We start from the raw sequence: 26109 nt of genomic DNA on the forward strand, positions 1-26109 counted from the left end.
CAGTCTAAATCACATATCCCCGATTTTATTACAACAATACTTTTTAGTTTTTCACTTTCTGATTATTTAAGCTCACATTGAATATTATATCTTTGTAAAATCTGCATTTCTTTAGATCGCTTCACTTTCTCAACAACATCCTGTTTACTCATTCTAGAGTAGGAAAGTGGTAAATCCTTTCGATATTTATCCACCACTCGATAAAAGCCATCGACATAAGTTCCAACAATGACACAATATCTTTGAGTCTGATCAACGCTAAAATGTGTTGTATTTGGTGCTAGCATTTTTAGAAAATGCCTCATATCGGCATTATATTTTTGTGATACAACTTCAATTTCTTGTGTAAATTTAACAGGAAGTGTTTCCGCATGAGTGAACACACCTACCCCAAACAACATCATAAAAAATAGTGGCAATTTCATTATTAGATTCAATCACATAATTTAAAATATTTATTCATTCATCATTCTAAAACAATCTAACCATTAAGAATGAATAGTTTCAATAAAGTTAGGTTTGTATTCCTGGAAAAACTCTTCATAAGGTGGCGGTATTTTCCCTTCAACCACAGAACCGAGCCTTAAACGTATAATGCCTGGTAAATCAAGCCGATGTGAATATAAAGGACTTCCACATTCACCACAAAATACTCTTGCCTTTAACTCGGTATGAAAATAAGACTTAAGCACATCTTCACCAGAAATTAACTCGAAGTTTTCAAGCGGGAGCGGGCTATTCCATGCAGCAAAACCGCCTTGAGCCAACTGACAGTGCTTGCAATAGCACAAAATACTTTTCTCAAGAACGCCATGATAAATATATTGTATCTTCCCACATAAGCATCGACCTTTTATCATTTAAACCTCTTATAATTTTTGTTGACGTTCATCCTGCATCATCCGCAGTCTTTGATTGATGATTGCACTCATAGAGTTATTTTCCTTAGCTAAACGCTGAGCATGAATGAGTGAGCGTATCGCATTCTCTTCCGCCCCCTTCCAATATTCAACTTCAGCCCGATATCGCAAAACATTTACAGTACGTAAAGGATTATTAATATCTAAATTTGCCGCTTGTTGTCGGATGAACCATGCTTGCGCATCACGATTATTGATTTGGATAAATTTATTCGCCAACCTTTCAGCAGCAACAAAATTTCCCTGTCGAATATAAATTTCAGCTAATTTATAGCTTAGAGCGCGATTTTCAGGCGTTATTCGTTGACGCACCAATATCGTTTCCTGCGCAGAATCAAATTGATTGGTCGCCAAGTAGATATCTGCTTGAATAAGCGCGATAAGCTGATGATTTGGCTGGACTTTCTTAGCAAGCTCAATTTCTTTTTGTGCTAGATCAAAATCACCACGCTTTAAATAAAAAGCAGACAGTGCAATTCTTCCAGCCAATGCATTTGCTCTCACCACTCCCTTTAACTGTTCCTCGTTGGTTTGATTGGTCACAACTGCGGTATACCACTTGATCTGATCAAACTCAGAGAGTGTGTTGCTATATGGAACTTTAGGAAGTTGATCTGCACGTAATCGAGCCTCGCTCATACGCTGAGTAGTCAAAGGATGTGTTAACCAAAAATCAGGAAGATAACTAATTTTTGGAGTCGCACGATTCATGGTTTCAAAAAACTCAGACATACTGTACGGGTTATATCCAGCACGATACATCAATTGCATTCCAATACGGTCTGCTTCACGCTCTTGATTACGACTATAACTTAGCTGTCGATCCACCAATGCAGCTTGAGTTCCCATCATCAGGGCAGCACCTGCATTACCATCAGCTTGTGATGCAATTGCAGCACCCACAATGATACCTGCGAGTGCAAGCAATCCCTGCCCTTTAAAAGCCTCTTGAGAACGACTATAGTGTCTTTGCGAGACGTGTGCCACCTCATGAGCAACCACACCCGCGACTTCATCCATGTTCTTTGCCGACGTAATTAATCCGCTATTCAATGCAAATAAACCGCCAGGTACAGCAAAGGCATTAATTTGCGGATCGTTTACAATCACCAAAGCAATTGGTTGACCCAACTGTGTTTGCGCAATAATTTTTCGGAATACAGCCATAAATTGATCTTCCAACCAAACATTGTTTAACACTGGAAGTTGTTGCTGTACTTGACGATAGACTTTTTCACCGATCATTTTTTCTTTTTGTTGATCGATAAATCCAATACCACTATTAATATCAGGCACTTCAAATTGAATTTTATTGGCATTGTAGAGTTCATCAGCCGCCGCTGAAAAACTCGAACTCGCTATCAATAAAGCCAAAATGATCTTCTTCAAACCTGTATTCCTAAACGTGTACTTCATCGACTATAACATTGAATAATGTGAAGATTAATGATGAACTGTTACGTTTATTATCATGCTCAACAGACTTTACTTATTCACAATATATTGAGGCTCATCCCCATCTAAGGCTTTTACCAGATTATCATAAGCAAGATTTGCCATTTTCATTCTGGTTTCTGCTGTCGCCGAACCTACATGTGGCAATGTCACGACATTTTCCAATTGGAACAACCGTGATTCTTGGAGCGGCTCTTTCTGATAAACATCTAAACCAGCAGCAAAAATTTTGTGATTTTCAAGCGCCTCAATCAAGGCCGACTCATCAACAACTGATCCTCTGGCAATATTCACAAACACAGTATGTTTTTGCATTTTCTCAAATTGAGCTTGACCGATCAGCGCTTTCGATTGCTCATTTAAATCGACTGCAATGACGATAAAATCAGACGTTGAAAGTAAAGTATCAAGATCACAATATTTCGCCTTTAAAGGCTCAGCTCGCTCTATACATGGCTTCCGATTATGGTATTGAATATTCATATTAAAACCGTAAAAACCACGTCTAGCTATCGCAGCACCGATATGACCTAAGCCAATGATGCCGAGCGTTTTCCCATAAATATCTTGACCAAATTGTGCTACACCGGCGGTACGTGTCCAATTCCCCTGCTTTGTCCAAGAATCTAAATGTGTCACTTTACGAGCCGCTGTCATCAATAAGGTAAAAGCCAAATCAGCGGTCGTCTCTGTTAACACATGAGGCGTATTGGTCAACCAAATACCCTGTTGTCTTAAATATTCAACGTCGTAATTATCATAGCCCACACTGACCGAAGAAATAATTTTAAGTTTTTTTGCGGTCTGTAAGTTGTCTTGATTTAAACGACGCCCAGCGCCTATCATCCCATCTGCATCCGCAACTTCTCTTAAAAGTTGCTCATTAATGTCACCCTGTTTTGGATTAATTTGAACGACCTGATATTTCGATTCTAATTGATTTAATATTTTCGGATCTATCTGACTAAATACCACAACCTTTTTTTTCATAAAACTCCCTCTTTAGATCCAGTATCGATTTAATTTTTAATTAAGTTCCACAAGCGACGCTTTAACAATGGCTGCTCAATCATGTCTTGTAAGCTTGCAATCTGCATATGCTGCGTCGTCGATATATGCGGCAAATACCCTAAGCTCAATATTTTTTTATCAACAGATAATGCATCGATAAAACCCTGTATAAATACTTGAGCACCTCTTCCATCTTGGAATTGAGCGAAATTAAATGGCCATTTTAAATCGTAAAACTGTGAACTCACACTACGCTGGATATTCACCCATAAGTTTTCTTGTTCTGTGGTGAGCGCTGTAGCATCTAGCAGAATAGTATGTGTTTTAGTGATCATCGCTTGAATTTCAAAAGCATCGATTACAAGCGGTTGACGCTCAACAGCCTCATCTTGAGACTGTTTGTCATTTTCCACAGACTCTCGAGGAAGCTGCACACCGTCTGGATTACTTTTTAACTGAAGCGAAGAATCATCTTTATTTAGCTGTTCAACTTGTGAAGCTGGTTTTGTGATGAACTGTTCTGATTGAGCTTGCGCAAATTCAGGAAAAGATACATCTATTGGATGATTTTCTTCAACCTGATCGCGATATAAGGAAGGTTTGTAATGACGTGTTTGTGCCGTATTTTGTGGAATCCATATATCGATTCCCATCACAGCTAAGAGGCTTCTTTGATGCTCTAACATATTCACATTCATTACAGATGGACTGGCATGAGGGCTGGGTATTCTACCCACTTTTTTAATCTTTTACTGAACTTTTAATCCGCAAACAATCATAACTTAATTTCATTTCTGACGCATTAACATCCTTGCAGCTTTTAAATTCAGAATGCATTGATAGCTAAACAATAATGACGCTGTTTTTCTTATGCATTTGATCCACAATTTCATCACTTTCAAATCCAAGTCGCCAATATAATAATTCAAGTACATCCAACTCATCTTGTGTAATAATTCGATCATTCCATAAACATAATTCAGCAACACCCAAAATACTCAACCGATCTCTCAACAACAATCCAGCAATATCATTAAGAATTTCACCTAAGTCGATAGGTTCATCTGAAATTTCTTCATAAAACTCAATTTCATCACGAGTTAAAATTCGTTCTAAGATTTGGGTTCTAACTTCAAGCTGATTAGCAGTATTTAACTGCTGAACATGTAATAACGCATCTATTAGCCTAACAATTTGCGGCTTAGCATCCTCAATTGAGGTTGGACGATGTATTGGCAATAAATCCAGTTGAGACTTCACCTTTTCAATCAGTAAAGCATCCAAAAGCCCAATTTCACCATCTTCTTGAATAATTTTAGCCAATTTAGTAATGAACTGACGTGCACTTGTAGCAGGCATATTTCCCAATTGCCTACATGCCTCATGAAAAATTTGAATATGCACTCGTCCATCTATATTTAACAGTGAGTCGACAATTGCACGACTCACAGGTGCATCAGAAGGAATAAATTCACGGTATTGCCGAATCATTAAAATCGCAACCATCACTTCACGCGCACCAGTCGAAGTTTGCAAAGCCCTTTGAATGAGTTCTGGACGTTTCATCTGCTGTCTAACTTCACTATTTAAGGGTTTGATGGCATCCTTAATTGCAAAGCTGATCGGTGATAATCTTAATAATGGAAGTGGCTGTGGTGACATCCATGGATTATATTCTTCAGCAATAGATTCCTCTAAAGAACGCATTAAACTAAATAGTGGTTGATTGCGTAATTTTTGTAAATTTTCTAATTGAATATCCTCAAGTAAATTCGGATTTAATTCATATATACGATCTTGAATACAAGGTTGGATATTCAACCAACTTTGAGGACTAAGTGAGTTAGCAAAGCACATATGAGAAATAGCTTCAGAATATTCACTATGAATCTGTGATCCTGCGTGATGAACATAGATTCTCAATAAGGTTTGAATATTAGCATTACTACTCAATAATCGTCTTGTCATTGCATCGTTATACAATGTTCGACTACCCAAAGTAATATATTTCATCAGACGCGTAATAAAGACGCCTAAACTACCAATTAACCATATGACTCCACCGATCGCCACAAAAGTTGTTTCCAAACTATCTCTCAATTGACCCCGATTACGTCGAAATCCCTGCTTCGCGATTTTACTGCCCCATTGGCTAAAGGTAATTAACCCACTGTATAAAATTTTAAGACGAGTATTTTCTCGAGTTTCACCCGATAAAATTTTATGGAATTCATGACCCAACAATCCATAAAGCTCTAACTCATCAAGATTTTGTAGCGCCCCCCAAGTCAGAATAATCACAGTATCTTTGGGATGAAAACCCGCAGTCAGTGCATTAACCCCTATTTCATCGGGTAAGACATAGAGTGTAGGTGTATCAATTGAGAATCGATGTGCTAATTTTTCAGCAAGCCTAAGCGCTGTACTTTCTTCTGGAGTACTTTCAATAAAAGTGAGTTGTCGTGCTTTCAATTGTTTTGCGAGCGTATGACCACCAGAGCGGAAGACATAAAACTCATAAACGACAGAACCACCAATAATGCTAATCAATAGCACCATCATATATGGACTGAGAAAATGCCACCAAATGGACTCAGAAGGATCAATATAATGAACCAACAATCCGAGCGTCGTGTTTAAAATGATAATTGCGAGCACAATAACAATTAAACATACGCTTAATGACCACAGCATATTTTTGTTTTTAATTAAGTAACCACTCACATCTTTCAATGTAAAATTTCCTCATTACATTGTCTTGTGATCATAAATTAAAAAAGCGGGAAATACCCGCTTTTTCAAATAGAAAACTATAAATTAATTTTCTTTAATACCACTCAGATCAACTGAGGCTGCATCAATATTTAGATCGATATAACCATCTTTGGTTTTCTTGGCAGAGTCATTACGCTTGCGCTCTAAACCATCGAGATACGACTCATCAATGTTACCCGCAACGTAAATACCGTCAAATACTGAGCAGTCAAAGTCAGTTAACTCAGGTACTTTTTTCGTACGAACAGCTTGCTTTAAATCTTCCAAATCTTGGAAAATCAAACGATCAGCACCAATCATTTCACGAATTTCTTCAACATCACGATTTGAAGCAATTAATTCGTTTTTAACTGGCATATCAATACCGTAGACATTCGGGTATTTCACCATTGGTGCAGCAGATGCAAAGAAAACTTTTTTAGCACCAGCATCACGTGCCATTTGAATAATCTCATTACACGTTGTACCACGCACAATCGAGTCATCTACAAGCAAAACGTTCTTATCTTTAAACTCCAATTCAACTGGATTTAGCTTTTGACGTACAGACTTTTTACGCAGCTGCTGACCCGGCATAATGAAGGTACGACCGATATAACGGTTTTTCATGAAACCTTCACGGAACTTCACACCGAGTGTATTGGCAAGTTCTAAAGCAGATGTACGCGAAGTATCTGGAATAGGTATAACAACATCAATGTCATGCTCCTCACTCCATTCACGCAGGATTTTCTGCGCCAACTTCTCACCCATTTTCAAACGTGCTTTGTATACCGAAATTCCGTCAATGATAGCATCTGGACGAGCAAAATAAACATACTCAAAAATACATGGGCTATGGTGTGGGTTAGCCGCACATTGCTTCGTGAATAGATTACCAGCATCATCAATAAAGATTGCTTCACCTGGCATCACATCACGTTCAACTTTAAAACCAAGCGCTGTTAAAGCAACTGATTCGGAAGCAAGGATATATTCAACACCATCCTCGGTATCACGCGATCCCAAAATTAAAGGTCGAATGCCATTTGGATCACGAAAACCAACTAAACCATGACCAGTGATCATTGCAACAACAGCATAACCACCTTTACAACGCTCATGCACACGAGTGACTACATGGAAAATATCATCCGCAGTCGGTGTAAGTTTGCCGCGTTTTTGTAATTCATGTGCAAAAACGTTTAATAACACTTCTGAATCTGAATCAGTATTCATGTGACGTAAATCTGTTTTAAACAGATCATCATGAATCTCGTCAGCATTGGTTAAATTACCATTGTGCGCTAAAGTAATACCATAAGGAGAGTTTACGTAAAATGGTTGTGCTTCAGCGCTACTCGATGAGCCAGCTGTTGGATATCGGACATGACCAATTCCGTAATTACCTAACAATGCACGCATATGACGTGTATGAAATACATCACGCACCATGCCATTGTCTTTTCTCAAAAAGAGACGACCATTATGGCATGTCACAATCCCTGCAGCATCTTGTCCACGATGTTGTAACATCGTTAATGCATCAAACAACATTTGGTTAACAGGTGATTTACCAGCTATACCAACAACTCCACACATAGCAACCTCGCAGACAAGCTAGGATTAATAAAAAGGATTATTCGTTGAATGAGATGACGAATCATCTTGTTCAGAAGATGATTGACGAGAAGAATCTGATGATTGATTCGACTCTTCTGATTTCATATGACTTAAAGCTTTTGACGCTGTCTCTTTGGTGTACTCAGTCGCTAAAGGCGCGTAAGGCAATAAAGTTTGAATAAACTTAGATTGTTTCCAATGTGGAGAGCTCTCTACAAATGAACCAATCCCTTGCATAGTAATGAGGACGATTAAGAGACCTTTCAAGGTGCCAAATGCACCACCTGCCAATCGATTTAATGGACCAAGCTTTAAGCTTTTCAGCAACCGATTTAATATTGCAGTGACGATCCAAGTCAAAACAACAATAATCAGAACAATAAAAGCAAATGCCGCTATTTTTTGAACCACAGGATCTTGACTGAGTGCGGACATTGAAGGCGCAATTTGACCCGCAAATTTTGCACCCATAATGAGTGCAAAAATCCATCCTACCAAGTTCGCAAAGGCTTTAACGAATCCTTGACGCAAACCGTTAAGCCCTCCAATGAGCAGAATAATCAGTATAAAGATATCGATGGTATTCATAGATTAGGTCATAGCTTGTACGCAATCTTTAATCAGTTTTGGCCCTGTATAAATTAGACCACTATAAATTTGAACCAATTGCGCACCCGATTGCTGTTTAGTCGCGGCTTGATCACCACTAAGAATACCACCAACACCAATCAATGGGATTTGACCTTGAAGTAATTTTGAAAATGCAGATAGACATTGTGTACTTTTTTCAAATACAGGCGCACCAGATAAACCACCTGCTTCATCACCATGCGCTAAATTTTCTACACCCTCACGTGACAAAGTCGTATTGGTCACAATCAGACCATCAATTTTAAATTGAATTAATTGAGATGCAATAAATTCAATATCTGACTCAGTTAAATCTGGGGCAACCTTTAATACCAGTGGAACATAATGTTGATATTGTTCAGCAAGTTCAAGTTGACGATTTTTTAAAGTTTCAAGAAGTTCTGTTAATGCATGTCCACTTTGTAAACTACGTAAGTTCTTGGTATTCGGAGATGAAATATTAACAGTAATATAAGATGCGTAATTATAAACTTTTTCTAAACAAATGAGATAATCAGTTACAGCATCTTCAACTGCTGTATCGGCGTTCTTACCGATATTGATGCCTAATACACCTTTATAATTTGCTGCCTTAACATTCTCAATCAGCTGATCTACACCATCATTATTAAAACCCATACGATTAATAATCGCTTGAGCCTCTGGAAGGCGGAATAAACGCGGTTGAGGATTTCCAGATTGAGGTCGAGGGGTAATGGTTCCAATTTCGATAAAACCAAAACCTAAACTCGCAAGTGCATCAATATATGCACCATTTTTATCTAAACCTGCAGCCAAACCAACTGGGTTTGGAAATTGAATACCCATACAAGTCACTGGCTTTGGGTCTATTTTTTGACGCATTATGCCAAACTTATATGTCGATTTAAGCATTGATAATGTCAAATCATGTGCACGCTCAGGCGCCAATGAAAATAGAAATGGACGAGCAAGCGAATATAACATATCTCAAAAACTGCGGTTTTTTAAGTTGCCACATTATAGGCTGAGTATGCCCAAAACGCTATGCCTGTCATAGGTTTATTTTCACCACTTACTGTACTGATGCTGTTAATTTAATCGCAGCTCCAGACTTAATAAGTTCCAATTTTTCAACACTTAAACCCATTTGAACCAATTGGGTAAGAAAATTTGCGAGGATCGCGTAGTTTTCATGCTCAGCACTGATCATCAATTTATTATCGCTTGGTTGTGTGACCACAGATAATCCTGCTTGTTGTGCCACACGCAGAATTTTATCCGAAGGTGTTAGGCTTAAATCTGTTGAAGATTTCATTGTCACCACATTGGATTGCATCCACACCAATGTGTCTTTCAGTTCATTCAATCTTTTTTGCTGATTATCTGCTGCTTCATGCATTTTCCACAAAGCAGAACCAATCAATGCGACGACAACGATAATCGTTGCAGCGATGACAAGTACACGCTCACGTACACTCAATGACGATAAATAGTCATCAATCTTTTCAAATAATTGATCAAATTGATTTTGAAATTTTTCTAAAGTTTTCATTATTGTACTTTCACCAAACCAACGACCATTTTATCCTGAGTTTGCACATTCCCAAGTTCAGCTTTGAAGCCTTGCTGATTCATTTGCTGAATTAGATTTTGTAATTTTTCGGATGAGTCCGCCACCAAATCCATACTTAAACCAGATGCTTCATAAGAAACACGATTTGCGATAATTTGATGTTGCATTAAAATCGGACCTACACGGCTGATTAACTGTAAGACCTCAGTATTTGCAGGTTTACTCATCCGCAAATTACTTTCAAATTGGCTTCGCAAATTTTGCTCATTGAGACGACTATTGGGTCCAAACCAAGATTGATATTGCTCTACCGCAACCAAAGCCGTTTGATCAGATACTTTTTTTAACTTTACCCAACGCACTAAATCATAACTGAATTGCACTACAAGCAAGCCCACAAGCAGTGCTGCACATGCTTTCCAATAGCCTGAGATTCCACCCTCTGTGTTTTTTGCTTTAGGCAAAACATTGAATGGATGATTCTTTAATTTTTTTTCAGCTTTAAATACATAATTAAAGCTTTCCCGCTCATTTTGTTCCGTTGCATGAATCAAACTCATCATCTGATCATCATTTAACCGATCATGCAAAATATGTATAGGCTTTGGCAATAGATCCAAAAACAATGCTAAATCATCAATCGCAAAACCTTGATTTGATCCTGTTCTCGCCAATAAATGCCCATAAATATTGGCTAAAATAGTTTGCCCCTGTTCTGGCACTGGTAAGACCAAAAAATCGGGTAATAGCGCAACCACTTTCACCGGAATCAAGTTCAGAGCATGTTGCATTGTCTGGACTTGGTATTGACTGATCCCCATTACTGACAATTGATCTGGTGCCTCAAATTGAGTAAGCACTTTCATCTGATCAATGGAGTGAATGGTATATTCTTCAAGTAAATATTTAGCGCCTTCGCTTCCAATTTGCTTGAATTGCGCTTTGGGCATATTCTGTTCAATAATTTGCACATCATGGCTTGAAAAGAATACAACAGCTTCTTGTCCATGATACGGTTGAGTATCTTGAATTAACTCTTCTAGCGTTGTTGATGAATTCCAATTTTCACCATTTGACCAGAGCCAAACCCCATTCGACACTGGCATCCATAAATACAACATTAATTTTATTCTGCCGTTTTATTCATTAAAACTTATGGTTATTAAGCTGACGGTACAAAATATTTTAATTTTGTGGAAAGTCCCGCAGCAATGACTGTCTGATCATAAATCCTCGCTTCAGCAAGTGCAAAAGGATTAAAAAATTCAGACGTAATAATTTCTTCAATATATGCCACAATATTCATATGACATACAACCACAATATTCTCAAAAGGTAGTTGAGATAACCACTCAACTGCAACTTTAGCATCATCGTCAGGTTTAATTTTATCACATATTAAAACTTCAACATTTGGAAAGAATAGCTGTATATGTTTTAAAGTTTCCTGCGCCCTGAGCAAAGTACTCACTACAAATATATCAGGTGCTACTACGTCTTTTAAAAAGTGCGCAGTTTGTTCAGCTTGAATATGACCCCGCTCAGTCAGTGGTCGTTTCGAGTCATTACCATTAATTGGTGGAGCGGCTTCACCATGACGAACTAAAGTGAGTTGCATTTGTTTTCCTTAAACCATGTGTCATCCATCATATCTAAACATTATGACAATGATGATAAACCATTCATTAATCTTAAACTTTATGATGCGGCAATACGAATTCAACATCACTTCGATGACCATTCTTCATCAAAGATAATGCAATATGTAATGGTGGTGCGCCTTCATAAATCACTTCGTAGAGTGCTGTGGTGATTGGCATATAGACATCAAGCTCTTTGGCTCTTGCATTCACTTGCACAATGGTATTAATCCCTTCAGCTGTTTGACCCAGTTCCGTCGTTGCCTGCTCTAAGGTTTTACCTGAACCTAAAGCAAATCCAACTTGATAATTTCGACTTAAAGGACTATTACACGTTGCGAATAAATCGCCAACACCAGACAAACCTAAGAATGTCAGTGGATTTGCGCCTAGCTGTACAGCAAAGCGACTCATTTCCGCCAACGCACGTGTCAAAATCATACTTTTGGTATTTTCGCCAACGTTGTAGGCTGCAGCCATCCCCATTGCGACAGCATAGATATTTTTAAGTGCGCCTCCAAGCTCCACGCCATGTACATCATCGCTTCCAAATACACGAAATAGTGCACTGTGTAATGCTTGCTGCACTGCATATCTCACCAATTCAGAATGGCTGGCAATCACTGTTCCAGCAGGCATTCCTGACATAATTTCTTTCGCTAAATTTGGGCCCGAAAGAACGCCATAAGGTACTTCTGGAAGCTCTTCACGAATAATATCACTCATGAAACTAAAGGTTTTAGCTTCGATCCCTTTTGTGAGTGATACAACCGCCTGAGCAGTGATAAAGGGCTTGATCTGTTTGAGTACATCTCGGAATGAATGGCTCGGAATAGCGACCAAAATAATGTCTCGATCTCGAACAGCCTTTTCAAGATTGGATTCTGCTTTTAATGCTGGCTCAAGGTTATAATCTGGCAAATATCTTGAATTAACATGTGTTCGATTGATTTCATTCGCAATTTCCTCATCACGAATCCAAATCATGGTGTCACAACCATTTCGCACTGCCGTATTCGCCATGGCTGTACCAAAACTACCACCACCAAGAATCGTAACACGCAAGGCTGTTTTATGATCAATTGCAACTGGCTCGACCAAATCTGAAAACTTTAATTCCGACATTCTTTTAAATCCTAAACATTCTTTTTCTAATCGTTAAATTTGCAAAGTTGCAATTACGGCTGCCAAAAACTGACGAATGCATCTGTTTCAATCTCAGTGCGTGGTGCAATCGCCTTAAAAGCAGTCCCTACATAAATGATACCTGAAATTAAATCATGCGTTTGTAGCCCTAACTTTCTTTTAAATAGATCTGACTCCACAACAGCACCACTGCGCCACATGGTATTGAAACCCTGAGCTTGTAAACTGAGCAAAAGATTTTGTATTGCAGCGCCTGAACTTAAAGTTTGCTCAAAATATGGAACTTTCGCATGATCATGAAATCGTGTTACAGCGATAATCAGCATAGGTGCACGCATAGGATGATGACGTACGCGTTCAATTTGAATTGAATCAGTTTCACCAAGGTCTGCTACTGCTTCACTGAGTAAAACACCAAATGCTTCACGTTGATCTCCTTTCACAACAATAAATTGCGTCGGTTTCAGACGATGATGATCGGGTGCGGTTAAAGCGGCTTTAAAAGCTAATTCTAATTGTTCTGCGTTAGGATGAGGTTCTACCAAATGACCAACGGATTGACGCTGATGAATATTGTCATGCACTACTTGAGAAAATTGATCTGACATTTGAAGACTAATCTTTAAACTAACACTATGTACTTAAGCTTAGCATAAACATTGAAAACTACTCTACAGTTATACTTATACACAATGCATCCAGCATGATTACAATCAAACAGAAATCAGGTATTTCACTTCAAAATCGATACAAAACATGCTTAATTCTTTGGAATTTAAGCCCTAGCATACATGACAGAGCTCTAAACTTTATATTGCAAATGCTAAAGGAAAAATAAAATGAAAAAATTAATGACATTGGCTTCATTAGCGACTACGACAATTCTCCTGAGTGCTTGTGCATCAACACCGACTGAAACACTTGCCATTCAAAAACCAAACAATCAATATGAGGTGTCAGGATTAGGCAAAACCCAAGTTCTTGCAAAAAATAATGCAATTTCTGCCGCGAACAAAACTTGCGGTAAGAATTCTGCACCTGTCCTAATTGACGAAAAAACTGAATATAACGGCGCTCTAAAAGGTGTTGTAGATGAACAGACTGGTAAACTCATAACAGCCGCTTCATCAGTACTTGGCTCTGTAATCGGTACTAAAAATACAATCGAAAAAGATACCGACTACCAAACAACAATCACCTTCAGCTGTAATACAGCCCGCTAAATTTTCCTATAAAAAAAGTCCCTTTGAAGGGACTTTTTTATTGAGCAATTAGCAATAACCATCTAAACGTGTTAATGGAATCTTTTGACCAATCGCTTTTTCGATCTCAGGTAAATAAAAAGCATCATCTTCTGACAAGAAACTGATACTCACCCCTCTTGTGCCTGCTCGACCTGTACGCCCTATACGGTGTACATAATCATCAGACTGCTCAGGTAGAGTAAAATTAATCACGTGTGACACACCATCCACATGAATACCTCGACCAGCCACATCTGTTGCGATCATAATGTTGTGTTTGCCATTTTTAAATTGATCCAACATCTTTAAACGTTTATCTTGCGCGATTTCACCAGATAACATCACTACCTTGTAACCATCATGCTTAAGATGATCATACAGCTTACGGACCTGATCACGGCGATTTGCAAATATCATGACTTTTTCAATGGGCTCATCACGCAATATTTCTTGCAGCAATTTGTATTTATCTGATTTCCCAACCACATAAACACGTTGCTCTACGTCAGCATTGGTTTTTTTCTCAGGCTCAATTTCGACAGTAACAGGTTCAAATAACCATTGTTGAGCAAGATTGAGTACATCATAACTAAACGTAGCAGAGAACATTAAGGTTTGACGTTGTTCTTTGCGTGGAGAGAATCGCACAATGCGTTTAACAGAAGGAATAAATCCCATATCCAGTAAACGATCTGCCTCATCAATGACTAAAAATTCAATTTGATCCAACCAAATTTCTTTTTGTTCAGTAAAATCAATCAAACGACCTGGTGTCGCGACAAGAATATCTACGAAATTTTCATCCAGTTGTTTTTTTTGCTTATCGAAGTCTACGCCACCCACCAAAGTCACAACATTTAAGTCGGTAAACTTAGTCAGATCACGTGCATCGTTTTCAATTTGAATCGCAAGCTCACGCGTTGGTGCCATAATTAGAGCTCGGGGTTCACCACGATAACGCTGTGTTTGTATCGGATTGTTCAATAAATCATTAATAACACTAATTAAGAATGCTGCAGTTTTTCCTGTGCCTGTTTGTGCACGTCCAATTGCATCATGCCCTGCCAACGTATATTTCAATACTTTCTGTTGAATGGGGGTCATTTCATTAAACCCTAAAGCATCAATCGCTTGCTTAAGTTGCGGATGTAAATTAAGGGTTTCGAAACCTGATGACATATAAAGGGCTCTACAATCAATATTTGATAATGGTCTATAGTATAAACAAAAAACGCCCCAATTTATCAAAATTGGAGCGCAACCTAATTTTCAGTGAAAAGTAGGATTAGTCTAAAGGCTGAACTTCTTCAGCTTGAAAACCTTTTTGACCTTGTACAACGCTGAATTCTACGCGTTGACCGTCACGAAGTGAACGGTGGCCTTCACCTTGAATAGCACGGAAATGAACGAATACGTCATCACCGCCTGCGCGTTGAATAAAGCCAAAACCTTTAGTATCGTTAAACCACTTAACAACGCCTTGTTCGCGAGCTGTCATAAGTTAATCCTCAGTTGGTAAGAAAAGGGACCACCCGGTGTTGCAAACAGCAGAGCAAACAAATTTTAAAACATTTTTTATTTCAAAGCTTGTAATCATTCTGTAAAACTATTAACAAAATCCCGGTTATATCCATTATAAATAAGGCTTAGAGAACAAATTTCTCTACGCAATCCTTAAGTACGCATTGAGCTTAACATGGGTACAACACAATTAATAGAAAAATTTTAGCTAATTATCTAACTGAAACTTGTATATTAATCACACAAATTTAGTGCAAAAATTGCACTTTATTTGAACAGTTCATCTAAATCATTTAATTTTATTCTTAAGTCACACTTTTGCTAGAATAATGACCCACTTTATTATTCAATCTCGTGTTTTACTATGTCTCAAGTGTTAATCGATGCGATGGGGAAACCTTGCCCTTTACCTTTACTGCTACTTAAGAAATCGATGAAACAAAATAGTGCACCTCAGCAATTTTTATTAAAAGCTTCAGATCCGAACAGTCAAATCGATATTCAACGTTATTGTCAGCTACATAAATTGACATGCGCATTTAAACAAGTTTCGGATTCTGAATTTCATTACGTGATTGAATCTTAGGTATTTTCATCTAAATTAATCATGGATAAATATTGTATTTAAATTTACATTTCACTACCCAAATTCGCTTAATTCTGTATGCTATAAGGATTAAGATGAATGTAATTGGTTTTTTAAACTATTTTCCTATAAGGAGTACTCATGACTGACAGCAGCAATCAATTGATGCCCCTGTCATTGTCTGCGCCCGGGGTCAATTTAGGTGCTTACATTAGTACTGTAAACCAGATCCCTATTTTGACAGCTGAACAAGAAAAAGAGTTAGCTGAACGTTATTTTTATGACCAAGATCTAGACGCAGCTAAAATGCTGGTGATGTCCCACCTTCGTTTTGTTGTGCATATTGCCCGCAGTTACGCAGGTTACGGCTTACCTCAAGGCGATTTAATCCAAGAAGGTAATTTAGGCTTGATGAAAGCTGTAAAACGCTTCGATCCTAATATGGGAGTACGCTTAGTTTCTTTTGCAGTACATTGGATTAAAGCTGAAATCCACGAATATGTGATTCGTAACTGGCGTATTGTTAAAATTGCGACAACTAAAGCTCAACGTAAACTGTTCTTCAACTTAAGAAGCTTAAAAAAATCGAGCAAGAAATTAACGCTCGAGGAAGCGCAATCTATTGCGGCTGATTTAAATGTAACAGCTGAACAAGTTCTTGAAATGGAAGGCCGTTTAACAGCTTATGACGCAGCCTTCGAAGCTCAATCCGATGAAGATGATGAAAGCTCAGTTCATGTCGCTCCTGCGCTTTACTTAGAGGATAATCGTTATGATCCTGCTCGTTTAGCAGAGGAAGAAGATTATGAATCTCAGAGCACCTCTGCTTTACATGAAGCAATGGATCAGCTGGATGATCGTTCACGCAATATTTTACAGCGCCGCTGGTTAGATGATGATAAGTCTACGTTGCATGAACTAGCAGCCGAATATAATGTTTCCGCTGAACGTATTCGCCAGCTTGAAAAAAATGCCATGGACAAGATCAAGATCGCCATGTCATCAAATTAATACGATTACAAAAAAAGAGCTATAAGCTCTTTTTTTGTATTTCACGATATGCAAATTTAAAAAAATCCTACGTCATGTATGCTATCGTATGACGCAATTTTTGATTGGGAATAACCTGATGTGGATCTCAATATCAGCCATTAATTTAGCGCTTGCCGTAATGCTGGGTGCTTTCGGCGCTCATGGCCTTAAAGCTCGTGCAACCGAAGCCCAACTGACATGGTGGCAGACTTCAACTGATTATTTCTTTTATCATGCAATAGGATTATTAATACTCGCACTCATACCGAAAATAATTCCAAACTTTTCAACTCAATTCAGTTTTATCTTCATCCAGTTCGGTATCATTTTATTTTGTGGATCTCTATATCTCATGGCTTTAGGACTCCCACGCGGGTTGGGTGCAATTACACCTCTTGGTGGAGCATTGATGATTATTGGCTGGCTACTTTTAGCATGGCAATCATTCAAAATTCAGCATTAAATTGAAGGTCATCCAATGAATATATTTTTAAATGGCGAGTCGATTCAAACGCAATGCCAAAACTTATTAGAACTGGTTCAAGAATTATCGCTTGAAGGTAAACGATTTGCTGTTGAAAAAAATGAAATGATCATTTCAAAAAGCAAACTGGCAGATACCCCTATTTCAGATGCTGACCGTATAGAAATAATTCATGCTGTTGGCGGTGGTTAACTCGGAGTAAATATGGAAGATAGTCCGTTGATCATAGGATCACGTTCATTTAGTTCACGACTATTAGTGGGTACTGGAAAATATAAGGATATGCAGGAAACTGACTTAGCCATCCAAGCCAGTGGTGCTGAGATCGTTACTGTTGCAATCCGTCGCGTAAACATTGGTCAAAATCCAGATCAACCTAACCTGCTCTCAGTGATTCCACCGGAAAAATACACCATTCTTCCCAATACAGCTGGTTGCTTTGATGCCAATAGTGCCATTCGCACTTGTATGCTCGCACGTGAACTTTTAGATGGTCACAATTTAGTCAAGCTTGAAGTATTAGGTGATGAAAAAACGCTTTATCCTAATATTACTGAAACCTTAAAAGCTGCAAGAACATTGATCGATGATGGTTTTGAAATCATGGTTTATACCTCTGATGATCCTATCGTCGCGCAAGAACTTGAGAATATGGGCTGTGTCGCTATTATGCCTTTGGGGAGTTTAATTGGTTCTGGTTTAGGTATTCTTAATCCACATACCATTTCTATCATCAAAGAAAATGCCAAAGTCCCTGTCTTGGTGGATGCTGGGGTTGGTACAGCTAGTGATGCTGCTATTGCGATGGAATTAGGTTGTGATGGCGTACTCATGAACACTGCGATTGCTGCTGCACAGAATCCGATTCTAATGGCTTCTGCCATGAAAAAAGCCGTTGAAGCTGGACGCGAGGCTTATCTTGCTGGTCGTATGCCACGCAAACGTATGGCAAATGCAAGCTCTCCAGAAACTGGATACTTTTTTAAATAAAAAAAACCCACTTTTTAAAGTGGGTTTTTTCTTAACTCACTCGACGATACAAAGGATCATCCAATCCGTCAATTTTGATAAAGTTAGGTAAAACTTTTATTCTTTCAATCCAAGCGCGTACATTTGGATAAGGCTCTAGAGAAATATCACCCATCGGTGCTAACGCGACATAGACAAACACTGCGATATCCGCAATAGTTGGTCTATTATTCGCTAACCATTCACGGTCTTTGAGCACACCATCTAAAATAGCCAAAGATTTGTGACCACGTATTTTCGCCTCTTTAAATGTTTGCTCGGTACTTTCTAATCCCAAACCATTGTATGGACCTTTGAAAGACAATATCGCGCGTGCCGTGAAAACCCCTAATTGCACCCAACTGGCAGCAAAGGCAAGCCAATCTACAATTTTAGCTTGTTTACTAAATCTTCAGACCACCATGTGTTTTATCTAAATATTTACCTGCTAAATACACCAAAATTGCGGCAGAATCAGTTAAAACAATATCGCCATCTACTAATGCTGGCACTTCGCCTTTAGGATTAATTTTTAAAAATTTCTCACTATGCTGTTCATCACTGAAATAATCTAGTTCTACAATTTCAAGATCCACTTTCAATAATGCTGCTAACAGACGTACTTTATAACTGTTACCTGATTCGTTGTAAGAATATAATTTCAAACTCATTTTTTAGTCCAACAATTTAAATACAAAATATAAATATCAGATTTAAATCAGCAACTTAAATAATGTTTAGTTCAAAAAATATCATGAATAACGATATCTTATTTAATGAATTACCACTGAATCTGAAACGAATGATGATGAAAAATTTGTCTTTTTAATGCTCTCTATTTCTGAAAAATATTTGTGAAATTTCTTTGAAAATTTTAGAGTAAAAAAGAGCCTTTCGGCTCTTTCTCGAAACAAACGGAACGAAACCTTACCTGTTAAGGAATCAATCCTTCATCTCGCATCGCAATCTGTACAGACTGACGCTCTGCAACTTTATTGCGTATATGAATAATATTTTTATAAGGACTCAAGTCATGTTCAATATGATTAGACCAATTGGTGAGTACAAATAAGTACGCATCTGCAGGTCCAAAATTATCATCTACCAAATAATCATTAGTAGATTCACCAATTGTTTTATCAATGAATGTCAGTAAACGATCAACTTCGGCATACGCTTTTTGTTTAGCATCGTCAGTGAGTGGTGCACCAAAAAACACTGCATAAGCATCGTGTAATTCAGAATTTAGATAACCAAGCCACTCCAGTACTTTTGCTCGACCTAATCCAGAAGGTGGAATTAAATCTTGAGCAGGATCATGCTGTGCCAAAAATGGTAAAATTGCGACATTTTCCGTTAAAATTAAGCCAGGATTAATTTCTAGCGCCGGCACATAGCCTTTAGGATTAATTGCGAAGTAATCTTCGCCTTTTTCAGTGGTATGAGTTTTAAGATCAACACGAACCAAATCAAAATCAACATTAATTTCATTTAAAATAATATGCGCTGCGAGTGAACATGCACCTGGCGAATAATACAACTTCATACTTTTTCCTTGTTATCTAACTACTATCATTTTTAAATTGCTTCACGCTTTTTTTCAATAAGAACTGTTTTTTAAATTGCAAGCAAGCGTAAACATCGATGATCTCCTTATGAATATTGTGCAGATTGAATTAATTTTCAAGCTTTTTTCAGCTTTTATTTGTGTGATGTTTTACCATAGCGCTGCTACATCTTTGTGAAAGGCAAATTGTGATTTATTTAAAGAAAGATCAGTGGTTTTCTAACATTCGAACCGACGTACTTGCAGGCTTGGTCGTAGGTTTAGCTTTGATTCCAGAGTCAATCGCATTTTCGGCAATTGCTGGCGTTGATCCTCAGATAGGTCTGTATGCCTCATTCTGTATAGCTGTTACGATCGCCTTCTTTGGTGGTAGGACTGCTATGATTTCGGCTGCTACAGGTGCGATGGCGCTGCTGATGATCATTCTTGTTAAAGAACACGGATTACAATATTTATTGGCAGCTACGATTCTGACAGGTGTAATTCAAATTATCGCTGGATATCTCAAAGTCGCAAAACTCATGCGTTTTGTTTCCCAGTCAGTGGTCTATGGTTTCTTAAATGCTTTAGCGATTCTCATTTTTATCGCTCAATTTCCAGAAATTGCTCAAATGAATAGCTTAGGCTATATATTTTTAGCGATTGGTTTATTGGTCATTTACGCATTTCCCTATTTACCCAAAATCGGAAAAATCATACCATCGCCATTAGTGTGTATTATTGTACTCAGTGTATTGGCACTTCTACTTGGCGCTGACATGAGAACAGTCAATGATTTGGGTACATTTCCAGATACCTTGCCTGTATTTTTAATTCCTGAAATTCCATTCAATCTCGACACTTTACTTATTATTTTACCGTACTCTCTCACGCTCGCCACAGTTGGTTTGCTTGAGACCATGATGACTACGACTGTGATTGATGAAATGACTGAGTCTGAAGGAGATCGTCATCAAGAATGTCGCGGTCAAGGGATCGCGAACATGGTAAGTGGCTTTATGGGGGGTATGGCTGGATGTGCAATGATCGGTCAATCCATCATCAATGTCAGCTCAGGTGCTAGAACAAGATTATCGACATTAGTGGCTGGTGTTTTTTTGCTATGTCTCGTGGTCTTCTTTAAAGATTGGTTGGCTTATATTCCTATGGCTGCTTTAGTCGCCATTATGATCATGGTCGCGTTCACCACATTTAATTGGGATTCAGTAAAAAATTTCCGCAAACATCCCGTGCAAAGTAATGTTGTCATGCTTACTGTCGTGGTGATTGTTCTTGCAACACATAACCTTGCTCTAGGCGTATTGATTGGTGTAATTCTGTCAGCCCTATTTCTCATTAATAAACTCGAGAGTGAAGTAAAAGTTCAATCTGAATTAGAAAATCACGTGCGCTACTATACGGTAAAAGGTCAAATATTTTTCAGTAGCGCAGAAATTTTTTATGCATTTTTTGATTTCAAAGAAGATATCAAGCAAGTAGAAATAGATCTCAGCTATGCTCATATTTGGGACATCACTTCTGTCAATATGTTAGCGAATATCGTGGCTAAATTTGAAGCTCAAGGGACTCAGGTACGTGTGATTGGTTTAAACCAAGCGAGCGTAACATTGATAGAACGTATCTCAAATACTTAAAAAAAGAGCCAAATGGCTCTTTTTTATTACTAAGTTTTAGGAATGGTTTCTGCGTCTCCAACCAATCAAGGCTAACAGGCTTAATCCTAAAATGGATAACCAGTTCAACGAACCACCACCTGACGTAGTGTCACGCTGTGGCTGCTCAGCATTTGTTGAGCTGTTAAGTTCTAAGTCGACAATCACTGGATCATGATCAGAAGATCTAAATGCATGATTTACATAAAAGAGCGACTTCTGCTCTGTAGTCTTAAATTCTTCGTTATAGTCTAGGTTCGTTGGCTCATCAGCGTTAATGTGCCATACAAATGCACGCTTAACCGCAGGAAAGAGCGAAGCATCAGCTAAAGCATGATCCAAATTACCTGCTCCACCAAATCCAGCTTTGTTACTGTCGACACCAAATACATAGGTATACGCCTGTTCGCCGAGCCCTACAACTTTGTCCGCCAGTACATTCGTATAATTAGCACGCTCTAAAGCCAAAATTGGATCTTCTTTTGCATAACTATTTAAATCACCAATCAAGAGCGTATTCGTATGACCTGTAATTTGCGTTGGATTCTTTGCAATCCACTGCATAAGTTGTTGTACCGCTTTAACTCGTGTCGCATTCCAACACCCCTGACCATCACCTTGATCCGCATCAGCAGATTGATCATTTGAAGGACAACTTCCTTTAGACTTCAAATGATTCGGAATAACCGTAAAGATTTTACCGCCACTCACTGGTTGAAAACTTTGAGCAAGGGTCACTCGATTTCTTTGTGACTGGTCATCAAACACTGCAGCAGCGTTAACAGGTTTTACACGCTTACTGTTGTAAATAATCGCAACAGCAATCGCATCATCACCTAATCGATTTGAATTTGGCGGAGTGATATATTTCCACTCCGATCCAAGTGCTCGTGTTAAATATGCAATGGCACTATTTTCACCATAACCATTATTCGCAATTTCCATTAAACCAAATACATCAGCATCGATTTCTTTCATTGCACTGACTATTTTGGCATGTTGCTTCTCAAACTCAGCTTTGCTGCTAGCACCTCGCTCAGTTGGAAAACCATTTAAGCCATTGTCATAGTTCAAAACATTGAAAGCCACGACACGGGTTTGGTTTGAATTTTTCTGAATCATCGGTGGCCGCGGGTTGTTCGCTTTAATTTGGATTTGAGTACGACCTTGTACAGGTTGAATACGCCAAGAATTAAATCGATATTCTAGAATACCCTCAACAGCATTTAACTGATCACCTGCACGTAGGGTATTTAAAGCACTAAACTGACTTGGCAGTGTAGGCGTTAAATTTTGTGCATTATATCCATCATCAAGTTCAATTTTGGACAAAAGATTTTTTTGCGCCAATGCCGTTGCTTCTGCTGATTTAGCTGGATAAATATTGGTCGGCATAAACAAACGTCCTAGACTTAATGACAGTTGTCCGTAGCGACCATAATTGTAATTTTCACTTACCGTTAATGTTTGAGGTATTTTAACCAACATACCTTGATAACGCTTTGGCGCATGCCCTGAAGCGTTAGTTAAACTCTCAAATGGTAACTCGATTGATAATGGCGTTATCCAAGCACTTGCCGCTTGATTACAAGTTAAAATATTTTCGGATAAATTATCAATCTGTAACTGATTTTGATATTCAGTTAATCGACCTTTAAGAACGACTTCTTCTCCGACTTTTCCTCCTTTTATAGGACTTGAAGCAGGAGCATATACAAAAATCGCGTTAGTTAGATCGGGTTTTGCTTTGGCATCAGGGGTTTGGATATAGAAACCTGAGAATCCATTCGCATAACGATAATCCGCAGTAATCACCCCCTTCACAGTATAGTTTTGATTCTTAGCTGCTTGTGAGAGTTCAGCGATAGGTGTATTCGCAGAGTTACAACTTAGAGTCGTCGGAGATGGCTCTATTGGTTCATTTGTACTAATCGCTAAATACTGGTTAAAAGCATTGCGATCCGACCATTTAGCCCACTCTTTTTGAATTTCAAAGGGTGCAGATGGATCTATCGAAACGACATCATGTGTTTTCTTTGTACGTTCAAAGCTTAAACCGGTTGCCCAGTTTTGCTGTGTTCCAATCGCACCAAAACGGTCGACAGCCACATTGTTTTTATAGAGAACAATTGCATCATCGCCATTAAATGAAAGGTTAGCAGTTTGCTGAACAGCTTCACCCAATTCAGTTTTTAAATTTGAATGTCCAATTAAAAAGTGCTGCTGAGCCGTTAAAGTTCCTTGCAGCTTGACCGTCAAATTCGCAGTGGTTTGACCATTCGGAAATATTTTTAATTGATACGCGGATAAATCAACAACACCTCCATCTGGATTGTATAGTTCAATACCTTTCTTGTTGTTATTACCATCCACATACTGGCTGATCATGAGTTCAGCATACGACGTTGAACTAAATCCGATCAAACATAAAGATAATGTGAGTTTATTGAACACCCATTTGTTTAGCGTTATTTTATTCATTTTAAGTCTTATTCATTGTTCATATTATTTTCCAAGCCTAGTGTACAGGCATGACAAGTTGATGAACAATTCATGACATTTTGAAAAAGTTCATGAATAGATCGACAAATCATTGATAGCTACGTAGCGCTTTCAGGTAGAAAAAGGTTTGACTTAGGAGTCTCAGGTCTTAAAATACCGCATTCGAATTTTTTCTCATTTGCCAAAGTTATGTCGAACGATCAATTAGACCCGCAAGTTGTAGAATTAGACAACTTGAACGAGCATCGCGAAATTGTCACATTTATGCGCCGTTCATCTCCGTTGAATACTTCTCAACGAACTGCGCTTGAACAATATGGTCACTTAATTTTGGAATATCCTGTTGGTGATTTACGTCAGCAATTTGAGCATCCTGAACGTCCATTGACGGTTGAAATCGGTTTCGGTATGGGGCGCTCTCTTGTACTTATGGCAAAAGCCAATCCTGAACGCAATTATGTCGGCATTGAAGTACATGTTCCCGGCATTGCACAATGTGTATATGAAGCGGGTATGGCTGGTTTGACAAACTTACGTTTACTTGATGCGGATGCAATTCAAGTTTTGCGTGAAATGCCAGATAACAGTATCAATGCAATTCAACTTTATTTCCCCGATCCTTGGCAGAAAAAACGTCACCATAAACGTCGCTTCGTCTCACACGATCGTATGCCTTTAGTTGAAGAAAAACTTGAAATGGGTGGAACATTCCATGCTGCGACCGATTGGGAACCCTATGCAGAATGGATGTTAGATGTATTAGATAACCGTCCTCGTTTAGAAAATATGGCGGGTAAAGGTAACAGTTATCCTCGTCCTGACTGGCGTCCTCAAACTAAGTTTGAACGTCGTGGAATTGATGAAGGCCATAAAATTAACGACTTCTTATTTAAAAAGATTCAATAATAAAAAACAGGACTTAAGTCCTGTTTTTTATTCTGATTGTCTTTTATAAATTTGGTCACTCACCACACTATACACTTGGCTTAAATCCGTACGCCCAGCCTGCGCCAGCATCTCTTGATGCATATGGATAATGTTTTGATCACCACGCATCGCTGGACCAGTTTGCACCTGTTTTGGGGGATTTAAAGTCGCTTTTTTCGCAGTTTCCAAAATCAATGGGTACAATAAATTAAAATCGACTTTTTGTGCATCTACGAGCTGCTTAGCGACGTCATAGCAGTAGTTGGTAAAGTTACACGCGAAGACAGCTGCTAAATGCAAACTCAAGCGCTGTGTTGAGTCATATTGATAAACCTTTTGACTGAACTCTTTTGCCATTTGAGTCAAGGATGCTAAATCTTGGTCGCTCATCGCTTCAACGAATATTGGCGTACTCAACCAATCAATTTGACTTTCAAAGCTAAAGGTTTGCAGGGGGTAAAACACACCCGCACGTTCATGATATTGCGTGATTTTAGAGATATGGGTACTGCCAGACGTATGTACAATTAAAGCCTGAGGAAGCTGTTTTGCAACTTTTTCAGCAACTTCTTCAATTGCTTTATCACTCACCACCAATAATGCAATATCAACGGTGTTTTCGAGATCTTCAATTGCATTGCATGGTCTAGCTCTTACTAAAGCCGCCAACAAATTGGCTTTAGATTGCTCTCGACTAAACACTTGGACAATCTCATGATGTTGACTCAATACCTGAGCCAAATGATGAGCTACGCGCCCTGCTCCAATCACACTAATACGCATATCGCTTCCACATATATTCTGTATACCTAAGCATGCCGATAAAAAAAGGGCGAATCAATTCGCCCTTTT

Annotated in this window: 29 protein-coding genes; 8 read left to right on the top strand and 21 right to left on the bottom strand. The window is 38.5% G+C overall.

Translation table 11 applies throughout. The annotated features are described in order from the left end of the window. Positions 1-62: 62 nt before the first annotated feature. The 14 genes from AC1M9I_RS04555 to AC1M9I_RS04620 all read right to left on the bottom strand — a co-directional run bounded on the left by AC1M9I_RS04555 (position 63) and on the right by AC1M9I_RS04620 (position 13342). Positions 63-425 (bottom strand): hypothetical protein, encoded by a 363-nt coding sequence (locus AC1M9I_RS04555; RefSeq protein WP_481592962.1) that lies wholly within the window; start codon positions 423-425, stop codon positions 63-65. A gap of 63 nt (positions 426-488) precedes the next feature. Beyond that, positions 489-860 carry a GFA family protein gene (locus tag AC1M9I_RS04560; RefSeq protein WP_481594284.1) on the bottom strand — a complete coding sequence of 124 codons (372 nt, stop codon included), beginning with the start codon at positions 858-860 and terminating at the stop codon, positions 489-491. Between the two features lie 9 nt (positions 861-869). Further along, positions 870-2309, bottom strand: coding sequence for a M48 family metalloprotease (locus tag AC1M9I_RS04565; protein WP_481594283.1), 1440 nt, complete (start codon positions 2307-2309; stop codon positions 870-872). Between the two features lie 96 nt (positions 2310-2405). Next, positions 2406-3365, bottom strand: coding sequence for a 2-hydroxyacid dehydrogenase (locus AC1M9I_RS04570; RefSeq protein WP_481594282.1), 960 nt, complete (start codon positions 3363-3365; stop codon positions 2406-2408). Positions 3366-3394: 29 nt separating this feature from the next. Beyond that, the gene (locus AC1M9I_RS04575) at positions 3395-4123 is read right to left on the bottom strand and encodes a hypothetical protein (RefSeq protein WP_481594281.1); all 729 of its coding nucleotides are present in this window, start codon (positions 4121-4123) and stop codon (positions 3395-3397) included. A gap of 106 nt (positions 4124-4229) precedes the next feature. Continuing rightward, positions 4230-6119, bottom strand: coding sequence for a M48 family metalloprotease (locus AC1M9I_RS04580; protein WP_481592957.1), 1890 nt, complete (start codon positions 6117-6119; stop codon positions 4230-4232). Between the two features lie 84 nt (positions 6120-6203). Next, a complete protein-coding gene (gene purF / locus AC1M9I_RS04585) occupies positions 6204-7742 on the bottom strand; it encodes an amidophosphoribosyltransferase (RefSeq protein WP_481594280.1) in 1539 nt (512 codons plus the stop codon). Positions 7743-7766: 24 nt separating this feature from the next. Then, positions 7767-8351: a CvpA family protein gene (locus AC1M9I_RS04590; RefSeq protein WP_179998321.1), complete on the bottom strand. Its 585-nt coding sequence runs from the start codon at positions 8349-8351 to the stop codon at positions 7767-7769. A gap of 3 nt (positions 8352-8354) precedes the next feature. Beyond that, complete coding sequence (locus AC1M9I_RS04595) at positions 8355-9359, bottom strand: quinone-dependent dihydroorotate dehydrogenase (protein ID WP_092766145.1); 1005 nt, start codon at positions 9357-9359, stop codon at positions 8355-8357. Positions 9360-9447: 88 nt separating this feature from the next. Continuing rightward, positions 9448-9927 carry a type II secretion system protein GspM gene (gspM, locus tag AC1M9I_RS04600; protein ID WP_481592954.1) on the bottom strand — a complete coding sequence of 160 codons (480 nt, stop codon included), beginning with the start codon at positions 9925-9927 and terminating at the stop codon, positions 9448-9450. Next, entirely contained in the window at positions 9927-11069 is a 1143-nt protein-coding gene (gspL, locus tag AC1M9I_RS04605; RefSeq protein ID WP_481594279.1) for a type II secretion system protein GspL, read from the bottom strand. The genes gspM and gspL overlap by 1 nt, the downstream gene beginning before the upstream one ends. A gap of 41 nt (positions 11070-11110) precedes the next feature. Then, positions 11111-11566: a phosphoglycerate mutase family protein gene (locus AC1M9I_RS04610; RefSeq protein WP_481610741.1), complete on the bottom strand. Its 456-nt coding sequence runs from the start codon at positions 11564-11566 to the stop codon at positions 11111-11113. A 73-nt stretch (positions 11567-11639) separates the two neighbouring features. Next, positions 11640-12713 (bottom strand): NAD(P)H-dependent glycerol-3-phosphate dehydrogenase, encoded by a 1074-nt coding sequence (locus tag AC1M9I_RS04615; protein ID WP_092766141.1) that lies wholly within the window; start codon positions 12711-12713, stop codon positions 11640-11642. A 53-nt stretch (positions 12714-12766) separates the two neighbouring features. Next, the gene (locus tag AC1M9I_RS04620; protein ID WP_481592950.1) at positions 12767-13342 is read right to left on the bottom strand and encodes a nitroreductase family protein; all 576 of its coding nucleotides are present in this window, start codon (positions 13340-13342) and stop codon (positions 12767-12769) included. 231 nt (positions 13343-13573) lie between these two features. Here AC1M9I_RS04620 and AC1M9I_RS04625 point away from each other — a divergent pair, with 231 nt between their 5' ends. Continuing rightward, positions 13574-13957 (top strand): hypothetical protein, encoded by a 384-nt coding sequence (locus AC1M9I_RS04625; protein WP_481592949.1) that lies wholly within the window; start codon positions 13574-13576, stop codon positions 13955-13957. 48 nt (positions 13958-14005) lie between these two features. Here the strand turns inward: AC1M9I_RS04625 and rhlB are convergent, their stop codons facing one another. Continuing rightward, complete coding sequence (rhlB, locus tag AC1M9I_RS04630) at positions 14006-15157, bottom strand: ATP-dependent RNA helicase RhlB (protein WP_035265921.1); 1152 nt, start codon at positions 15155-15157, stop codon at positions 14006-14008. Between the two features lie 106 nt (positions 15158-15263). Next, on the bottom strand, positions 15264-15476 hold the full coding sequence (locus tag AC1M9I_RS04635; protein ID WP_004824348.1) for a cold-shock protein: 213 nt from the start codon (positions 15474-15476) through the stop codon (positions 15264-15266). A 387-nt stretch (positions 15477-15863) separates the two neighbouring features. Between AC1M9I_RS04635 and AC1M9I_RS04640 the strand changes: the two genes are divergently transcribed. The 5 genes from AC1M9I_RS04640 (at position 15864) to AC1M9I_RS04660 (ending at position 18591) form a co-directional block, all read left to right on the top strand. Then, the gene (locus AC1M9I_RS04640) at positions 15864-16085 is read left to right on the top strand and encodes a sulfurtransferase TusA family protein (RefSeq protein WP_035265917.1); all 222 of its coding nucleotides are present in this window, start codon (positions 15864-15866) and stop codon (positions 16083-16085) included. A 141-nt stretch (positions 16086-16226) separates the two neighbouring features. Next, positions 16227-17096, top strand: coding sequence for an RNA polymerase sigma factor RpoH (gene rpoH, locus AC1M9I_RS04645; protein WP_035265916.1), 870 nt, complete (start codon positions 16227-16229; stop codon positions 17094-17096). Positions 17097-17214: 118 nt separating this feature from the next. Next, positions 17215-17580 carry a DUF423 domain-containing protein gene (locus AC1M9I_RS04650; protein WP_481593018.1) on the top strand — a complete coding sequence of 122 codons (366 nt, stop codon included), beginning with the start codon at positions 17215-17217 and terminating at the stop codon, positions 17578-17580. A gap of 15 nt (positions 17581-17595) precedes the next feature. Beyond that, complete coding sequence (gene thiS / locus AC1M9I_RS04655) at positions 17596-17793, top strand: sulfur carrier protein ThiS (protein WP_035265912.1); 198 nt, start codon at positions 17596-17598, stop codon at positions 17791-17793. Positions 17794-17805: 12 nt separating this feature from the next. After that, a complete protein-coding gene (locus tag AC1M9I_RS04660) occupies positions 17806-18591 on the top strand; it encodes a thiazole synthase (protein WP_481594277.1) in 786 nt (261 codons plus the stop codon). Positions 18592-18622: 31 nt separating this feature from the next. Here the strand turns inward: AC1M9I_RS04660 and AC1M9I_RS04665 are convergent, their stop codons facing one another. The 3 genes from AC1M9I_RS04665 to AC1M9I_RS04675 all read right to left on the bottom strand — a co-directional run bounded on the left by AC1M9I_RS04665 (position 18623) and on the right by AC1M9I_RS04675 (position 20155). Next, positions 18623-18967 carry a glutathione binding-like protein gene (locus tag AC1M9I_RS04665; protein ID WP_481592948.1) on the bottom strand — a complete coding sequence of 115 codons (345 nt, stop codon included), beginning with the start codon at positions 18965-18967 and terminating at the stop codon, positions 18623-18625. A 46-nt stretch (positions 18968-19013) separates the two neighbouring features. Beyond that, a complete protein-coding gene (locus tag AC1M9I_RS04670) occupies positions 19014-19280 on the bottom strand; it encodes a glutathione S-transferase family protein (protein WP_481592947.1) in 267 nt (88 codons plus the stop codon). A gap of 263 nt (positions 19281-19543) precedes the next feature. After that, positions 19544-20155 carry a glutathione binding-like protein gene (locus tag AC1M9I_RS04675; protein ID WP_481592946.1) on the bottom strand — a complete coding sequence of 204 codons (612 nt, stop codon included), beginning with the start codon at positions 20153-20155 and terminating at the stop codon, positions 19544-19546. A gap of 209 nt (positions 20156-20364) precedes the next feature. Here AC1M9I_RS04675 and AC1M9I_RS04680 point away from each other — a divergent pair, with 209 nt between their 5' ends. Beyond that, complete coding sequence (locus AC1M9I_RS04680) at positions 20365-21810, top strand: SulP family inorganic anion transporter (RefSeq protein WP_481594276.1); 1446 nt, start codon at positions 20365-20367, stop codon at positions 21808-21810. Between the two features lie 36 nt (positions 21811-21846). Here AC1M9I_RS04680 and AC1M9I_RS04685 read toward each other — a convergent pair whose 3' ends face one another. Beyond that, a complete protein-coding gene (locus AC1M9I_RS04685; RefSeq protein WP_481594275.1) occupies positions 21847-24309 on the bottom strand; it encodes an ExeM/NucH family extracellular endonuclease in 2463 nt (820 codons plus the stop codon). Between the two features lie 210 nt (positions 24310-24519). Between AC1M9I_RS04685 and trmB the strand changes: the two genes are divergently transcribed. Next, positions 24520-25236 carry a tRNA (guanosine(46)-N7)-methyltransferase TrmB gene (trmB, locus tag AC1M9I_RS04690; RefSeq protein WP_481594274.1) on the top strand — a complete coding sequence of 239 codons (717 nt, stop codon included), beginning with the start codon at positions 24520-24522 and terminating at the stop codon, positions 25234-25236. A 27-nt stretch (positions 25237-25263) separates the two neighbouring features. On the opposite strand, the gene AC1M9I_RS04695 is transcribed toward trmB, so the two are convergent. Then, positions 25264-26040, bottom strand: a complete 777-nt coding sequence (locus AC1M9I_RS04695) for a Rossmann-like and DUF2520 domain-containing protein (RefSeq protein ID WP_481610742.1) — start codon at positions 26038-26040, stop codon at positions 25264-25266. Positions 26041-26109 lie beyond the last annotated feature (69 nt).

The sequence above is a fragment of the Acinetobacter sp. ANC_7553 genome (assembly GCF_056779895.1).

What these genes read in the sequence shown, in the direction of transcription:
- AC1M9I_RS04555 (WP_481592962.1), bottom strand. Translation starts at nt 425, where the DNA reads ATGAAATTGCCACTATTTTTTATGATGTTGTTTGGGGTAGGTGTGTTC.
- AC1M9I_RS04560 (WP_481594284.1), bottom strand. Translation starts at nt 860, where the DNA reads ATGATAAAAGGTCGATGCTTATGTGGGAAGATACAATATATTTATCAT.
- AC1M9I_RS04570 (WP_481594282.1), bottom strand. Translation starts at nt 3,365, where the DNA reads ATGAAAAAAAAGGTTGTGGTATTTAGTCAGATAGATCCGAAAATATTA.
- purF (WP_481594280.1), bottom strand. Translation starts at nt 7,742, where the DNA reads ATGTGTGGAGTTGTTGGTATAGCTGGTAAATCACCTGTTAACCAAATG.
- AC1M9I_RS04590 (WP_179998321.1), bottom strand. Translation starts at nt 8,351, where the DNA reads ATGAATACCATCGATATCTTTATACTGATTATTCTGCTCATTGGAGGG.
- AC1M9I_RS04595 (WP_092766145.1), bottom strand. Translation starts at nt 9,359, where the DNA reads ATGTTATATTCGCTTGCTCGTCCATTTCTATTTTCATTGGCGCCTGAG.
- gspM (WP_481592954.1), bottom strand. Translation starts at nt 9,927, where the DNA reads ATGAAAACTTTAGAAAAATTTCAAAATCAATTTGATCAATTATTTGAA.
- gspL (WP_481594279.1), bottom strand. Translation starts at nt 11,069, where the DNA reads ATGTTGTATTTATGGATGCCAGTGTCGAATGGGGTTTGGCTCTGGTCA.
- AC1M9I_RS04610 (WP_481610741.1), bottom strand. Translation starts at nt 11,566, where the DNA reads ATGCAACTCACTTTAGTTCGTCATGGTGAAGCCGCTCCACCAATTAAT.
- AC1M9I_RS04615 (WP_092766141.1), bottom strand. Translation starts at nt 12,713, where the DNA reads ATGTCGGAATTAAAGTTTTCAGATTTGGTCGAGCCAGTTGCAATTGAT.
- AC1M9I_RS04620 (WP_481592950.1), bottom strand. Translation starts at nt 13,342, where the DNA reads ATGTCAGATCAATTTTCTCAAGTAGTGCATGACAATATTCATCAGCGT.
- AC1M9I_RS04625 (WP_481592949.1), top strand. Translation starts at nt 13,574, where the DNA reads ATGAAAAAATTAATGACATTGGCTTCATTAGCGACTACGACAATTCTC.
- rhlB (WP_035265921.1), bottom strand. Translation starts at nt 15,157, where the DNA reads ATGTCATCAGGTTTCGAAACCCTTAATTTACATCCGCAACTTAAGCAA.
- AC1M9I_RS04635 (WP_004824348.1), bottom strand. Translation starts at nt 15,476, where the DNA reads ATGACAGCTCGCGAACAAGGCGTTGTTAAGTGGTTTAACGATACTAAA.
- AC1M9I_RS04640 (WP_035265917.1), top strand. Translation starts at nt 15,864, where the DNA reads ATGTCTCAAGTGTTAATCGATGCGATGGGGAAACCTTGCCCTTTACCT.
- rpoH (WP_035265916.1), top strand. Translation starts at nt 16,227, where the DNA reads ATGACTGACAGCAGCAATCAATTGATGCCCCTGTCATTGTCTGCGCCC.
- AC1M9I_RS04650 (WP_481593018.1), top strand. Translation starts at nt 17,215, where the DNA reads ATGTGGATCTCAATATCAGCCATTAATTTAGCGCTTGCCGTAATGCTG.
- thiS (WP_035265912.1), top strand. Translation starts at nt 17,596, where the DNA reads ATGAATATATTTTTAAATGGCGAGTCGATTCAAACGCAATGCCAAAAC.
- AC1M9I_RS04660 (WP_481594277.1), top strand. Translation starts at nt 17,806, where the DNA reads ATGGAAGATAGTCCGTTGATCATAGGATCACGTTCATTTAGTTCACGA.
- AC1M9I_RS04670 (WP_481592947.1), bottom strand. Translation starts at nt 19,280, where the DNA reads ATGAGTTTGAAATTATATTCTTACAACGAATCAGGTAACAGTTATAAA.
- AC1M9I_RS04675 (WP_481592946.1), bottom strand. Translation starts at nt 20,155, where the DNA reads ATGAAGTTGTATTATTCGCCAGGTGCATGTTCACTCGCAGCGCATATT.
- AC1M9I_RS04685 (WP_481594275.1), bottom strand. Translation starts at nt 24,309, where the DNA reads ATGAATAAAATAACGCTAAACAAATGGGTGTTCAATAAACTCACATTA.
- trmB (WP_481594274.1), top strand. Translation starts at nt 24,520, where the DNA reads ATGTCGAACGATCAATTAGACCCGCAAGTTGTAGAATTAGACAACTTG.
- AC1M9I_RS04695 (WP_481610742.1), bottom strand. Translation starts at nt 26,040, where the DNA reads ATGCGTATTAGTGTGATTGGAGCAGGGCGCGTAGCTCATCATTTGGCT.